Origin of the sequence: Sessilibacter corallicola, from assembly GCF_021290925.1 — a bacterium.
Classification (GTDB): domain Bacteria; phylum Pseudomonadota; class Gammaproteobacteria; order Pseudomonadales; family Cellvibrionaceae; genus Sessilibacter; species Sessilibacter corallicola.
The window spans coordinates 264,716-279,374 of the sequence record NZ_JAJSLX010000004.1; the positions used below are offsets into that span (position 1 = coordinate 264,716).

15 protein-coding genes are annotated in these 14,659 nt (G+C 42.3%); 14 read left to right on the forward strand and 1 reads right to left on the reverse strand.

Annotated elements, in window-relative coordinates:
* Positions 1 to 67 precede the first annotated feature (67 nt).
* From LU361_RS17850 to LU361_RS17905, 12 genes are all read left to right on the forward strand, one after another.
* Positions 68 to 802, forward strand: coding sequence for an SDR family NAD(P)-dependent oxidoreductase (locus LU361_RS17850; protein ID WP_233090431.1), 735 nt, complete (start codon positions 68 to 70; stop codon positions 800 to 802).
* The gene (locus tag LU361_RS17855) at positions 802 to 1,428 is read left to right on the forward strand and encodes a glutathione S-transferase family protein (RefSeq protein ID WP_233090432.1); all 627 of its coding nucleotides are present in this window, start codon (positions 802 to 804) and stop codon (positions 1,426 to 1,428) included. The genes LU361_RS17850 and LU361_RS17855 overlap by 1 nt, the downstream gene beginning before the upstream one ends.
* A gap of 191 nt (positions 1,429 to 1,619) precedes the next feature.
* Entirely contained in the window at positions 1,620 to 2,636 is a 1,017-nt protein-coding gene (locus LU361_RS17860) for an MDR family NADP-dependent oxidoreductase (protein WP_233090434.1), read from the forward strand.
* A gap of 30 nt (positions 2,637 to 2,666) precedes the next feature.
* A complete protein-coding gene (locus LU361_RS17865; protein ID WP_233090436.1) occupies positions 2,667 to 2,981 on the forward strand; it encodes a hypothetical protein in 315 nt (104 codons plus the stop codon).
* Positions 2,982 to 2,990: 9 nt separating this feature from the next.
* Positions 2,991 to 3,428 (forward strand): tautomerase family protein, encoded by a 438-nt coding sequence (locus LU361_RS17870; RefSeq protein WP_233090437.1) that lies wholly within the window; start codon positions 2,991 to 2,993, stop codon positions 3,426 to 3,428.
* Between the two features lie 190 nt (positions 3,429 to 3,618).
* On the forward strand, positions 3,619 to 4,971 hold the full coding sequence (locus LU361_RS17875; RefSeq protein ID WP_233090439.1) for a GntP family permease: 1,353 nt from the start codon (positions 3,619 to 3,621) through the stop codon (positions 4,969 to 4,971).
* A 710-nt stretch (positions 4,972 to 5,681) separates the two neighbouring features.
* Entirely contained in the window at positions 5,682 to 5,879 is a 198-nt protein-coding gene (locus LU361_RS17880) for a nickel-dependent hydrogenase large subunit (RefSeq protein WP_233090441.1), read from the forward strand.
* 517 nt (positions 5,880 to 6,396) lie between these two features.
* Positions 6,397 to 6,750 (forward strand): hypothetical protein, encoded by a 354-nt coding sequence (locus LU361_RS17885; RefSeq protein WP_233090442.1) that lies wholly within the window; start codon positions 6,397 to 6,399, stop codon positions 6,748 to 6,750.
* An 82-nt stretch (positions 6,751 to 6,832) separates the two neighbouring features.
* A complete protein-coding gene (locus tag LU361_RS17890) occupies positions 6,833 to 7,312 on the forward strand; it encodes a hypothetical protein (protein WP_233090444.1) in 480 nt (159 codons plus the stop codon).
* A 111-nt stretch (positions 7,313 to 7,423) separates the two neighbouring features.
* The gene (locus LU361_RS17895) at positions 7,424 to 8,257 is read left to right on the forward strand and encodes a hypothetical protein (protein ID WP_233090446.1); all 834 of its coding nucleotides are present in this window, start codon (positions 7,424 to 7,426) and stop codon (positions 8,255 to 8,257) included.
* Positions 8,258 to 8,340: 83 nt separating this feature from the next.
* Positions 8,341 to 8,613, forward strand: coding sequence for a hypothetical protein (locus LU361_RS17900; RefSeq protein WP_233090448.1), 273 nt, complete (start codon positions 8,341 to 8,343; stop codon positions 8,611 to 8,613).
* A gap of 676 nt (positions 8,614 to 9,289) precedes the next feature.
* Positions 9,290 to 9,889 carry a thiamine biosynthesis protein ThiC gene (locus tag LU361_RS17905; protein WP_233090450.1) on the forward strand — a complete coding sequence of 200 codons (600 nt, stop codon included), beginning with the start codon at positions 9,290 to 9,292 and terminating at the stop codon, positions 9,887 to 9,889.
* 117 nt (positions 9,890 to 10,006) lie between these two features.
* Here LU361_RS17905 and LU361_RS17910 read toward each other — a convergent pair whose 3' ends face one another.
* The gene (locus LU361_RS17910; protein ID WP_233090451.1) at positions 10,007 to 11,038 is read right to left on the reverse strand and encodes an AraC family transcriptional regulator; all 1,032 of its coding nucleotides are present in this window, start codon (positions 11,036 to 11,038) and stop codon (positions 10,007 to 10,009) included.
* A 265-nt stretch (positions 11,039 to 11,303) separates the two neighbouring features.
* Between LU361_RS17910 and LU361_RS17915 the strand changes: the two genes are divergently transcribed.
* Together LU361_RS17915 and LU361_RS17920 are read left to right on the forward strand one after the other, a co-directional pair.
* Positions 11,304 to 12,899 carry a coniferyl aldehyde dehydrogenase gene (locus LU361_RS17915; RefSeq protein ID WP_233090453.1) on the forward strand — a complete coding sequence of 532 codons (1,596 nt, stop codon included), beginning with the start codon at positions 11,304 to 11,306 and terminating at the stop codon, positions 12,897 to 12,899.
* A 55-nt stretch (positions 12,900 to 12,954) separates the two neighbouring features.
* Positions 12,955 to 14,652, forward strand: coding sequence for a GMC family oxidoreductase (locus tag LU361_RS17920; protein WP_233090454.1), 1,698 nt, complete (start codon positions 12,955 to 12,957; stop codon positions 14,650 to 14,652).
* Positions 14,653 to 14,659: the final 7 nt, after the last annotated feature.

Genomic DNA, 14,659 nt, shown 5'->3' on the forward strand with positions numbered 1-14,659 from the left:
GGATAAAGCCCTGTGCTGATGGATAATAACAGAGAGCATCAGACAAAATTCGAAAGGAGCTTCCTTTATGAGTACACCTCAAAAAGTAGCCGTAATAATTGGAGTGGGTGCAGCAAATGGAATGGGCGCTAGCCTTTGCCGCCGCTTTGCCGCCTCTGGTTATCACGTTTACGTAGCAGGCAGAACAGCTGAAAAAGTTAATACAGTAGCTGAATCAATCAGCTCCACAGGCAAACTGGCAACAGCATTCACCTGCGATGCTACATCACCTGAACAGGTCAAGGGGTTATTTGATGCCGCCGCCAAGACAGGTGATATATCTCTGGCTATCTACAATGCTGGCAACAACATGCCTGGGGAATTTCTTAATATGGAGCCGTCGTATTTCGAAAGCTGCTGGCGAGTCGCTTGTTTCGGCGGGTTCTTGTTCAGCCAGCAAGCTCTTTTGCACATGAATGAAAAGAAAAAGGGTACCTTAATCTTCACGGGTGCAAGTGCCTCTTTGAGAGGAAAACCGTTCTTTTCTGCCTTCACTGCTGCAAAAGCAGGCCTGCGAGCACTCTCACAATCTCTGGCAAGAGAATTTGGGCCAAAAGGTATTCATGTAGCGCACATTGTCATTGATGGAGCAATCGACGGTGATCGCATCAATAAAGGCCGGCCAGAAGTTGCAGAAAAGCTGGGCAAAGATGGGCTGGTTGATATGGAAGGAATCATTGATATCTATGAAATGATTGAAGCCCAACCATCAAGAGCCTGGACACATGAAATTGATGTCAGAACTTCTACGGAGCAGTTTTAATGAAACTTGTCGGTACACTTCTATCACATTTTGTTAGACGAGTAGCCATACCAATGCAAATTTATGGTATTGATTACGAGCTTGTTGAAGCCTCTGTGGTTAACGATCAGGACCTTATTCGAAACCATAACAAGCTGGTAAGAATCCCTTCACTCGTTCTTGATGACGGTGATATTCTGGCTGATAGCAACTTTATTCTTGATGAACTAGATCTGATGGTTCCGGATGATGTTCGACTAACACCAAGCAAACAAGAAAACCGTAGATCATATGGGCAAGTTATTGCTTCATTAACTGGATCAATGGATAAGGCTACAGCATGGTTCTACGAAGCTCGGCGAAGACCTGAAAATCTCGTTTGGCCAGAATGGGCTGAACATCTGAGTACGCAACTTGCCGGTGGGTTAATCCAGGTAGAGGAAATGGCTGCCGAAAATCCATCTCACTCTCCGTATTTATTTGAAGATAAAATTACCCATGCGGATATAGCAGTAGGGCTGGTATACCCAATGGCAAATTTAGTTACACCCGGTCTCGTTAATGAAAATACGTGCCCAAGAATGCATGCACTTTCTAAACATATGAATGCAACAGAAGCATTCATGTCAACAATTCCCTCTAAGTAGTAATGCTTGCCATTTGATTTTTATTTTAGGCCCAGAAATGGGCCTCTTTTTTGTTTGGAAATAAATTAAATTAAAAGAATTTGAAAAGTATATTCACTTTTTTTGCATTCCCTGTAAAAAAAATACAAGACCAGAATCAGAAGTCATTTGTTAAAATAAAAATACACATAAAAATGTAAGAAGATGCTGAAATGAAAATCAACAAAAATATTAGATTAGACCGATACCCTGAAGGATCACCGACATCTGATATATTTTCAATTAGTAATAATAAGGTGTCCGATATATCAGACGGACAATATCTGATTAAAAATTTGTTTATAGCCATAGACCCTGCATTAGTAGGCCGATTGAGAAACGAGAACAATTACGCCGAGCAAGTTCAAATCGGCGAGGTAATGCACGCATATTGTGTCGGAGAAGTAATAGAGTCAAAAAACAGTGCTTTTAGCAAAGGCCAAAAAGTCTATGGTCAATTTGGTATGCAAGAGTACAAAATCTCCGATGAAAATACGGTGTGCTTCCCAGTAAAAGATATTCCTAAATTGAGTTATTACCTTGGTGTCTTAGGGACAACAGGGGCAACGGCGTATTTTGCACTCAATGAAATCTGCCAGCCTAAAAAAGATGAATGCTTAGTAGTATCTTCTGCGGCAAGCTCAGTTGGATCCATCGCAGGTCAATTAGGTAAAATACATGGATGCAGAACAATAGGAATAGTTAGCACGGAAGAAAAAGCGAAATGGGCTAAGAAAGAATACGGGTATGATGAAGTTATAAGTTATAGAAATAAAAGTATCTGTGAAATTGAACATGATCTTTCATCAGTTTGCCCGACTGGTGTAGATATGTATTTTGATAATACATCCGGCAACATCTCAGAAGCCCTATTAAATTTATATAATGACCATGCCCGTATTGCCGTAGTTGGTCGCATGGGTTTATCGCATCTTAATGATACTACGCAAGATATAGGCAGGCGCGACAACAGTATCATCCTTTCTAAAAGAATTAAAAAACAAGGATTTGTAGTCCTTGATTACATCCAAAGATTTACCGAATCCGCGCACGAGCTTCACTCCCTTATATCAAAAGGGGAGCTAATCATAAAAGAAGACATTTTAGAAGGTGTAGAAAACCTCCCGACTGCCTTTATGAATGTTGTGCAGGGAAAAAATCAAGGTAAGCAAATCGTAAAGCTTTGCTAAATTTCAATATCAAGAATAAATAGGTGAGAAATGACATATTGCATCTGCCTTATCCAAGAAAATCAAATCCCGGACAGTTCATTAGGGAAATTAGAGGTAGGGATTAGAGAAATTGTTTCTAAGAACCAATTAAATAATTTATCAGATTTAAAATGGATAGTTATTCCTGAAGGTCAAGGCTGGACAGCCGCAAAGCCTTCAACCTCTTCTGTTGTAACGCTATACACGCCCAGTATTGAACAATCCGTTCGAGTAGATGTATTAAATTCTATCTGCGATCTTTGGACAAAAACTACAAGCTGTCATATCAACGAAATAATCGCCTCGGTAGTACCTGTTAATTAGGAGAAAATTATGCCTCTATATTTATGTAGCTCACCTTCTGGTTCTATTCCGCAGAATCTTAAGCAAAAAATTTCACAGGCCATAACTGATGTGCACTGTAATGTAACCGGGGCACCATCAACGTTTGTTCATGTATTCTTTTTTGAAGAAGACAAACTTCAAGTTCTACAAAACCTGTGGGGGGGCGTTAGCTCCGGTGCTCAATATCAACTGTTTGGGAATATCAGATCAGGAAGAACAGAAGAAACAAAGTCCACCTTGGTTAATGGCATGTGCCAAGCTGTTGCGGATGTATTGGATGTTGAATTAGATAACGTCGCTATGGCCACGAAAGATATTGAAGCTAAATGGGTAATGGAAGGTGGCGATCTTCTTCCAGAACCAGGAGAAGAGGCCGCTTGGCTAGAGAGGCATTATAAGAAAATGGAAGCTCTATCTAATCAGTAAATCTGCAGTACATTAGAAATAGTCGATTCAAAAAGTTTTGACCGGCTTGACTGCCTTATAAACTATCAGGGTAAAAAAGCGGTTCACTTTTTTGAAAGATTTAAATAATATTAATCCGCAGCCAAAACCTGACCTTTTTTACCTATAGACAACTATAAAAATCATAACAGAAATAAAAGGTATAAACGTTATGGAATACTTAGGCATCTTGAGTAGTGTCGTGCTACTAATTTGGCTAGCACTACGCGGAGTCAATATTATTTTCGCGTCAATCCTTTGCTCATTAGTTGTCATTGTGACGAATGGGCTACCTATAGGGCAAGCTTTATCAGACTATTATACCTTTGGCCCTCTTGGCGCTTTCACATTTGCTGGTAAGTTTTTCATCCTTTTCATGGCAGGAGCAATTTTTGGTAAGGTCATGGGCGAGAGCCATGCTGCAGCAAGTATCGCCTTAGCCCTAATTCGCAGACTTGGTTCTCATAGAGCATTACTGATTACAACACTCGCGTGTGCCTTATTAACATATGGCGGTGTTGTTGTTTTTGTCGTAATTTTTGCTATGTATCCACTGGGTTTAAAACTTCTGCAGGAAGCAAACATTCCAAAACGCCTTTTCGCAGGCGCCATTGCACTTGGCGCTGGAACCTTCACCCTAACGGCACTGCCGGGTACTCCGTCCATACACAATGTAATTTCCGCAACCGCTCTTGGAACAGACCTTTTTGCGGGCTTCTGGGAAGGTATTGCCGGAGGGGCATTAATGCTGATTGCAGGACTTTGGTATTTGGAACGTGAAAGAAAAATCGCTATCGCCAGAGGGGAAGGTTTTGTTCCTGGCCCTAACGACAAGATTACAAACCCTGATAACCATGATTATCCTCACTGGGTTTTGTCATCAATACCATTGATCATTGTTCTGTCATGCATTATTGCTCCTCGAATTTTGAGTGGTCTTACAATCTTCGAAGGAGAGAACCTTCCTTCTATTCTGAAGTTTGCAATTAGCCAACCCATTATTTGGCCTAGTCTATCACTGCTAATCGGCTCAGTTGCCGCAGTAATTATTTTCTCAAATATCAGACGGAATACTTTGAAAGTAATGGGAGAGGGCTCCCATGATTCCATCTTCCCGTTAATCAACACGGCAGCCGTTATTGGCTTTGGTGGAGTCGTATCTCATACTGAAGGTTTTGCACAGTTTTCAGCGTGGATTTTAAATGTAGACATGCCGCCACTGCTGTCGATGTTTGTTTCAGTGAGTTTAGCCTCAGCCATTACCGGTTCATCATCAGGGGGGCTACAGATATTCATGCAAACAATGGCGCCTCGATACCTCGAAATGGGCATTGATGTCGAGACTCTACACCGTATTACAACAATGGCTAGTGGTGGTTTTGATTCTCTGCCGCACTGCGGTGCTATCGTTGCGACACTGGCTATAACCGGAATGACCCACAAAGAAGCGTACAAAGATGTCGGTATTATCACTGTAGTGATACCTGTTATTACAACACTTCTTTTAATCTTCGCAATTTCTTAACCCATATATGTTGCAATAAACAGCCACGACTCATCGTTTTATACCTCGGTTTCATAACCCGGGTATAAAGCGAAAAGATAGAAATTAAAATTAACGTCTTTTCTTTGAGTGTGCACAAGATCATTTCCCGTTGAACCTACGTCTGATAATACAAAGTAACAGACTTTATTAGCCTTCCTTCTACTCATCACTTGATTCGAAAATACTTGCCATTCCCGATAATCAATCTAGAACTCGTGATCCTAAATTCGCTGACCAAAAAACCGAGTACGGAAAGCGTCATTAAAAACCGAAGAAAGATCGAGCAGAAAGTATCATCCCAGTCAGCAAATTTAATTTCGATCCAGTCAAACTAATGTGTATTTTCCTGTCGAGAAAAAACTCGGTTTAATTGGATTAAGAGACGACAAATATAGAAATCTATTGCTTAGCTTTATTCTTGTTTTGCGAGATCAATAGCGCCGAGTGAGTCAAAGGAATTAGCAATCAAAGCTTAGATTACTACGCTGATGTTAAAGTTTTTTATCGTTTTATCTATTGCCGATGCTCAATTCCACAGTGATAAAAATGGAATAGTGCAACTAGTGAGGGTTTTGAGGTTAATAAATCTTTTGAAAAATCTAAATCTACAGTCGAAATTTTTATTGGTTGTATTATTTTTGAGTTTTCTTTGGAGGGCTGAATATTAATAAAAGAAACGTGGTTTAGGTTTGTGCATTAAGTGCCAAAACCAAGGTGTCAGTTTAACCGAAGACGCTCGCGGAGCACTCAGCTATTGGGTTGAAGTAAAAGATAATCACATCTCCAACTATCAAGTCATCGCTCTAACCACCTGGAATTTCTCATCTAGAAACATCAACAAAAAATTCGGTTCCCTAGAAGAATCCCTGGAATGCTCGCTCGTGTAAAGCGTAGAAAAAGATTCCGTTTTCATTCTTATGTCGTAAGAGATTTTGATTCTTGTTTGGTGTGTGCCATTGATCATATAAAAATTACTTTTTGCTTTTAATGTGATGCTTAATGAAAGCTAAATTCTGTAATAAGTGCCAGTTGACGAATTCTCTGGAATTGGTTTGCGGGTGTGTCATTGAAAAATCTTAATCTAAAAGTTAATTTTAGTTTTCGTGTTGTGTAGGCTTTTAAATTATAAAAGTTCGCATGACGTTGGTATTTTATATCTGCAATGAAATTTTTAGATAGGTTTCCCTATATTTTTCTTAGCTAGTAAATTATTTTACACGTCAAAAATCCTAAGCCGTTGACGTGGTGAGATTATCAATATAGCGTTGCCGAAAATGTGTCATGGCATAGATGGTTGTACTAATGACGGTTTATTTTGGGACGTGGGGCGTGGTGATTTAAAGAAATACATCATTGGTACATAGATTAAGCTGTTAGCACTATATATTGAAATAGGAGTTAAATATGAGTAATTGGGATGCTATCAAATGCCAAATAGAGGAAAATGGAGACATATCCTCATTTTCGATGACCGAGTTGCGTGATGCTGCAGGAAAAGAAAAACTTGGTGTGAATGTTCGTGCTAAGATATCTAAAACACTGGCTGGTCTAGGGTTGGGGCATATTCCTAAAGAATTGCCGACTTACCAACATGAATCTGTGCGCCTCTACAAGAGAGGTACTACCGTAGGTGATTTTATGGAAACAGTTTTGACGCCTGGTGAACCCCATGATCGAAAAATTCGTGAGCAATTAAGCGAATCAAGTGCAAAGCATATTGAAATAATCGAAGCAATTCGAGAGTTAGTTGCAGAATAAATGCTAACAAGGCCAGCCAGAGGGTCAGCCAAACCGCTTTGTCTGTTTCTGCTGACAGCGTTAGAGCATAAGAGTACTGAGAATGGATATTGTAAAAATACTTCAGAGCTTGAAAGGAAAAGTCTTGGATGCATCTCATTTCGAGCTGCTCGAGCATGCATACAAATTGCAGGAAGAAAATATAAAGCAACTAAAAACTAATAATGAAGCATTAAAGGAGAACAATAGTCTTATAGCTGACGAGTTAAATAGGCTTCGAGCAGAGCGCGAATCATTGAATGGCGAATTGAGTCATGTCAAAACTTTGTTACCATCTGAGGGAGTTAACTTGTCTGAGTTTGCCGAGCATGTGTTATCCATTTTTGAAAAAAATGATGCTATAAATATGCTTGAATCTAATCTCTTGGAAGAAGGCGGTCTCACTACTATTCAAACACAGAGCGGCATTACAGAGTTACAAGAATACGGTTTTGTCTCCTACGCTATCCCTAAGGCTGGTGGCAATTTATACGGTTTACAACCTCGCGGGAAAGAACGAATTGCTAAGCAGCAAAAACTCTAACAAGAACATTAAAAATCGTCTGCTAAAAAGCGCAGGCTGGACTCGCTAACACTCGCTTTTTTATGTGAGTGTTAGATATTAAGTCGTACTCATGATCACTATGGAAGGAATATGATCAAAGATTTTGGCCAAACTGCTGAGAAGCTATCTGGCAACCCTCTAGGTATTATTGCTCTTTTCATTGTTCTGCTCTACGGGATTGCTGGCCTTGTGCTTAGTTCATCTGCAAACTTCTTAACTCAAGAAGAACGGATTCCTTTAATCTGGCTACTTGTTATATTCCCTTTTCTAGTTCTATTCGTTTTTGCTTGGCTGGTAAGTCAACATCATACGAAATTATATGCACCAAAAGATTTCGTTAATGACGAAGCATTTTTAAGAGCTTTAACACCTACTGAGAAGCAGGTTAAGCAGCAAAAGGAAATTGAAAAATTTGAGGAAGAGGATAGTTCAAGTTCATCATCAATAAACTTAACAGTTGCGTCACCGATAAATACGAGAAGGCATGTTGGTGTACTGTACGAGTATGGCCTGGCTGAAGATCTGGCAATAGCTCATCTTAAATCCACCGAAAACCTCAATATATTACAAGATCAAGAAATACGTAGTGGAAATCAGAGCATTCAAGTAGATGGGTTGTCTGTATCTGAAAATATGTTAACTGCCTTTGAGGTTCAGCTTATCAAAGCTGAGTATATTAATAGGAATCTACGATACCGTATGGCAGATATTGCTTATAAGGCAATGCAGCTCGCAGCATTTAGTAGAAACTCCAAAGCTAAGCTGGTTTATGTGGCGGTAGTTGATAGGCTATCAAAGGAAATCGAAGAGAAGATAAGCGATAAATTTAATCAATTCTCATCAGCCTCAGTCGTTCCAATTGAGTTAAAAATTCTTGATTTTGATTCTATAAAAGAAACTCATGGAGAAGATAAGGTTGCGTAACAAGCGTGCACTCGGATGAATTACTCTTTGCGATCATAATTTATCGGTTAGCGCGGTGTTATGTGTAAACCAGGGAAATACACATGGAAAATCAGATAGCAGTATATTGTCTTCAATCTGTCGCGGTTATTGGGGCTCTATTAGTAATGATATATGGCCTAAATATCATATATAAGCGTCTAAAGGCTAAAAAGCAGGGATTTGGCCCAAATAGTTTAAAAGCAATAGGTGTAGTTTTATTTTTACCAATATTGCTAATACTGGCAGTACTAACTGATTTTCAAACAGAAACTCTTGCTGCGCTACTTGGCACTGTTGCGGGTTACGTTCTCTCGAATAGCAAGCCGGATGAATAACATATAACAAGTAGTTTTAGATGAAGCTTGCGCCACACCAGAACCAAGTGTTATGCGTATGGAGCAAGCAATTGCTAAACATCGAAGATCGGTCGTTCTTTCTTTCGAAAAGTGATAGATTTCGAAGTATCGAGTACTTGCCACTATACGCGGTAAGAATTTTAAAACGCTTTCTAAAATAACTCACGAGATATAGTTATTACATATTAAGATTATCTTTCTTCAGAAATTACTCCACAATCACAAAATAAATAAATCTTAGTGCCTGGCCTGCACTGATTATTTTAGGGATTTAGATAGGTGTTAGGGGTCTTGGTGGTCTTAGTATTAGTAGTTAATTATTTTGCTGTCTTTGCCATTTTTTTACATGGCGCATTATGCGATGCATTGTCCTTGCAAAGCCATTTTGTTATTCGTTAATTACTAAATTAATGCACAAGCTGCTTTATTAAAATGCCAAATAACCCCCAATCACCATCAATGGATTCTCCCACTGTATACAGTTACACTCACCGCCCAATTTAATATCTTCTTTGCTACACAAATGCCATTGCGTATAAAAGCGCAGATGTTCGTTTAGTTATGGAAGATTGTTTTTGCTATGCACTTGATTTGGGCGTTAGATCGTGTGTGTTTTAGGCAAATGTAAGATATAAAAAATACTAAGGATCCAGTCATGGAATTTACTCAACAACGCACGGTTAAAATTACATCCTATTTGTTGCTGGCGCTGGCAATTACCCAGGCAATTTATACTGCGCTTTATTTAAGCAAGGTTTCGGTTCCACGACAATTTTTGTGGGGTTTAGAAGGTGTTCTTTTTACGTTTTTAATTGCATTTGCCGGTGCGGCAATGGTGCAGGCTAAACACTATCAGGTAGGGTGGTCTGCTATTGCGTTCAGTGCTGTACTCAATATAGTACAAGTGAGCATTGGCCTTACTATGTTTAGGCCTTTTTACGAAGCTGCCGGTCAACTTGAAGACCTTAAACCCATCGCTGGTGCTGTGGTTGCGTTGTCTTTTATGATTTATTACACGGCCAAGCTTTTATTGGGTTTTGCAGCGCTTATTTTTGGCATGGCGAAAATAAATGAAGGCAACAAGGTATTGGGTGGTTTAACGGTACTGGTGGGTGTTGTTGCTATGGCTGCGAATGTGATTTTAATTATTTTGGGGCGCGATGGCTTTTTGTCGTCTTATTTTGCTGGCGCCTCGGGTGTTCTTGCAACCTTGCTGTTAGGTTTGTGTTTATTGACTCTTACTCGCGAAGACTAATTAAGCGGTGCACGTGTCGGGTTTGTAACCCGGCCGTGCTTTGAATCTCAAGTTGTGTTTTTTAATCGTTCGCTAATTTTTTAAAAAGCTTAAAGTAATCAAATCAGCCTTAAAAACTCAGTGGTTTTCTCGCATTGCCTTGGGTGTCATTCCGGTCCAGTTCTTAAAAGCGTTTCTGAAGTTAGACGCTTCGCTATAACCCACTCGGCTGGCAATTTCTTCAATGGTCAGTTGGGTTTGGGTTAAATATTCCATTGCCATGGATTTACGCGTGTTATCCAGCACTTGCTGAAAAGTCAGACCTTCTTTTTTCAGTTGTCGGCTCATGCTTCGCGAGGATGTATTCAGTTGTTCTGCCACTTGATCAGCGTTAGGAAAACGGCCAGCGGATTTCAGTAAAATATCGGAAATACGATCGGCCAAGCAATCTTGACGAGCCACTATTTTTAGCAGTTCATCGCAGCTTTGAATACACATCTGGGTGGTGAGGGCGTTAGCTCTTGGTAACGATTCCTGCAAAAAAGCGGGGTCGAAATACCACTGCGGGGTATCGCTGTTAAAAGTTACCGGGCAATTAAAGGTTTGTTCGTAACATTCGGCGTAATCTGGCGGTGGGTAGGGAAAGCGGATTTGCCGAGATGGAAATGGATGATTAATCGCATCAGCGCATAAGGCGTTGATGGCACTGAACCAGTATTCGCAGCAAAACGGCAAAAGGTCTCCCAAAGACAATACGTCTATACCCTCAAATAGGGCCTGATCACCTTCCAGTTTAATTTTTTTCTGAAACACCGGGCCTGCTAGGCGAATGTATTTAAAGCCTAAAAAAATTGCCTCGCCCACGGTGGCGCTGCTGATAACGGCGTAGCCTAAAAAACCGAAGTCGCTGAATCTGGCTTTTTGTCCCAGTTTTAACGCAATGTCGGGTTCAGTAGACAAGGCTTTGATGTTGGCGAATATTTTTAATTTCTGCCGAAACGAAATCAGAGTGTGATGATCCTGAATCTGAGCTAGAGTCAGCTCTGAACCGGCTAGAATTTCATCTGCTGATAGGCCGTATGCAGCTAAGCTTTTCAGGATCTGATTGATGTCCATTGCCGAGTGTGCAGCCAAATCAATGTCGGGTTCGTATTCAGAGATAATCTCCACATTGTTCTCCTATTCTTATTATTGTTCCTCTCTGTTTCCCTGTTGCCGGTCTTTTTCCCTGTTCCTTTTCCCATTTTTCTGAGTGAGAAAAAGGTTCCTGAGAGGGAATGATGACTCGCTATAGGGTAGAGGAATAACGTTATTGAGAGATATTAAAAACTCAGGGCTTGTCTGAATTTAATATAAAACTGGCGGTTTATCACCTGTTCAGTTTTGGGAAAAAGGTTTTTACTAATCATCTAACTAAAATAAATTGGGATTGATTATGCAGACACTTTCCGATCATGCCTGGCAAACTCCGCCGGTATCCGAACAACTCTCGCGTGTATCTGTGCAACCCTCGACGGTATCGTCTTCGTCCTCACTTTCCGAGCAGCCGGCGCTGGCGAATTTGTTTTATAACTTGAAGCGCGCGGCCGAGGATCAGCCGTTTCCTTCTTATCAGGAGCGCATCCATCATTTGCGCCAATTGAAAAAGCAGATACAACGTTATCAGGATCTGATCGCTACGGTGATTGGTGAAGATTACGGCTGGCGTTCACCCACTGAATCAAAAATGCTGGATGCTCTGGCGCCAATTTTGGAAGTTAATCATGCGCTGCACAGCCTTAAGCGTTGGATGAAACCACAAAAACGCCGAACAGAACTGCTGTTTTTGTCCAACAGTTTGCAGGTGCGTTACCAGCCAAAGGGCGTTGTTGGCATTATCTGCCCCTGGAATGTCCCGCTGTATTTATCACTTGGGCCTCTGATTGCCAGTTTGGCGGCCGGAAATCGGGCCATGATCAAAATGCCGCCAAACTGCCCGCGTACGGCTGAACTGCTGACGCAAATGTTGGCGGAAATTTTCCCAGAGGATTTGGTGTGTGTTGTGGACGGCAATCATCCGCAAGCTATGGAAATCAGCCATCTGCCATTTGATCATCTGATTTTTACCGGATCTGCCAACAGTGGCCGCCAAATTATGGCGAACGCAGCGGCTAATCTGACCCCAGTTACGTTGGAGCTGGGCGGTAAATCACCAGCGATTATCACACCGGGTTTTTCCTTGGTCAGTGCCGCTAAATCTATCGCGCACGGTAAAGGGGTAAACAGTGGCCAAGTCTGTGTTGCACCGGATTATGTGCTCTTGCCATCTGGCCAGACCGCTGCGTTTATCGAAGAAATTAAGCGGGCTTTTACCGCCATGTACCCGAGCCTAGACGGCAATGAAGATTACACTGCTATTGTTAACGACGCTCAGGAACAGCGCTTTTTAACAATGCTCGAAGACGCCCGGCAAAACGGTGCACAAATTGATATTTGCGCAGCCGATACGCCAGCTGAACGTGAACAAGAGAGTGACAACAAAAACCCACAAGCCTGCCGCAATCAACGCGGAAAATATCGTCAATACCCTCTGCACGTTGTCAGTCAGGTCAGTGCTGATATGCAGGTGGCTAAGCAAGAATTATTTGGCCCCATGCTGTTGGTATTTGAATATCAGGATTTGTCACAGGCGTTGGCTCACGTTAATCAAGGGCCAAGGCCGTTGGCTTGCTATATTTTTAGTAATGATCAGCGTGAGCAACAGTACATTTTGCAAAATACACACTCCGGCGGGGTCACAATCAACGATTGCGGTTGGCAGGTAATGAATCACGATGCGCCGTTTGGTGGTATCGGCGCCTCTGGCACCGGCAGTTATCACGGCATTGAGGGATTTCGGGAGCTTTCTCACGGCAAAACCGTTTTTAAGAAGCACCGCTTTTTTCCGATGGAGCTGTTTCATCCGCCATACGGTAAAAAAATTCAGCAGCTTACGCTGCGGTTTTTCCTCGGCCAAGCCGACTCTGAGGTAAAACTGAAATCCCGAGATTAAAACGAGCGCAGCTCAGTTACTTTTATAAAAATAACAACAAATTTAGAGCCTTATCATGTCTGCAATGAGTAACGAACAAATATTTGATTACGTTATTGTCGGGGCCGGTTCTGGCGGCTGCGTTATGGCCAGTCGCCTGTCGGAAGATCCCGATGTTCGGGTTTGTCTGCTGGAAGCGGGTAAAAAAGATGACAATGTATTAATTCACGCTCCGGCCGGAATTGCGGCGATGGTGCCGACTCGAATTAATAACTGGGCCTTTAAAACCGTGCCGCAACCGGGGCTGAATGGCCGATGTGGCTATCAGCCCAGAGGTAAAAGTTTGGGCGGGTCCAGCTCCTTAAATGCCATGATGTATGCCAGAGGCCATCGCTGGGATTACGATCATTGGCAATCGTTGGGTAATCCCGGTTGGAGTTACCAAGATGTGCTGCCGTATTTTATTCGTGCGGAACATAACGAGCGTATCCGCGATGAGTATCACGGTCAGAACGGCCCACTGAATGTGGCTGATTTGCAGTCACCCAGTCGATTGAATCAAGCGTTTATTCGGGCGGCCGAAGAAAACGGCATTCCTTTTAATCCAGATGTGAACGGCGCTGAGCAATTTGGAGTAATGACGACGCAGGTTACTCAGAAAAACGGTGAGCGATGCAGCGTTGCTAAGGCGTATTTAACACCTAATTTACACCGGCCCAATCTGACGGTCATTACTCAGGCATTGACCCATAAGATATTGTTTGAGAACGCGCCAGGGCAGGGTGCGTCGTCGCGACAATCGTCATGCCACAAACCCAGAGCAGTTGGTGTTGAATTCAGTCAACAGGGTAAAATTCAACAAATCCGCGCCCGTCGAGAAGTGATACTCAGCGCCGGAGCGTTTGGTTCGCCTCAAATTCTAACATTGTCTGGCGTGGGCCCGATTTCTGAGCTGCGCAAACTAGGCATTGCACCGGTCGCGGAAGTGCCTGGCGTTGGAGAGAATCTACAAGATCATATCGACCTTATTCATACCTACCGAGCAAAAAGCGACGGCGATACTTTTGGTGTTTCTCTGCAGTGCGGTACTTCTGTCGCAAAAGCAATTCCGCAATGGAAATCCAAACGTCAGGGGCGAATTACCTCCAATTTTGCTGAGGGTATCGGCTTTATAAAATCCGATCCGAATTTAACTGTGCCAGACCTGGAATTGGTGTTTGTGATTGGCATTGTCGATGATCACAATCGCAAACTGCATTTGGGGCATGGCTTCAGTTGCCACGTGACGTTATTGCGCCCGAAAAGCCGCGGCCGTGTCACTTTGGCAAGTATCCGCCCACAGGATGATCCGCTGATTGATCCGGCATTTTTTGCTGAGCAAGAAGATTTGGATGTGATGGTTAAAGCTTGGCACTTGCAGAAGAACCTGATGGAAAGCCCGGCCTTTGATGCTTATCGTGGCAAGGCGCTTTATCCTGTAGATGCTAATGATAAAGCAGCCGTAATTGAAGATATTCGCAATCGGGCTGACACTCAGTATCATCCGGTGGGTACCTGCAAAATGGGGCCCGATACCGATCCCACAGCGGTGGTAGACAGCCAATTACGGGTCAGAGGTGTTACTCATTTGCGTGTTGTGGACGCCTCAATTATGCCGACGTTAATTGGTGCTAATACAAATGCGCCGACGGTAATGATCGCCGAGAAAGCCGCCAACATGATTCGCAATGGATCGACTGCCGTGCAGGCATCGGCGTCCGAAGTTTTGGCGTAAGCGTGTT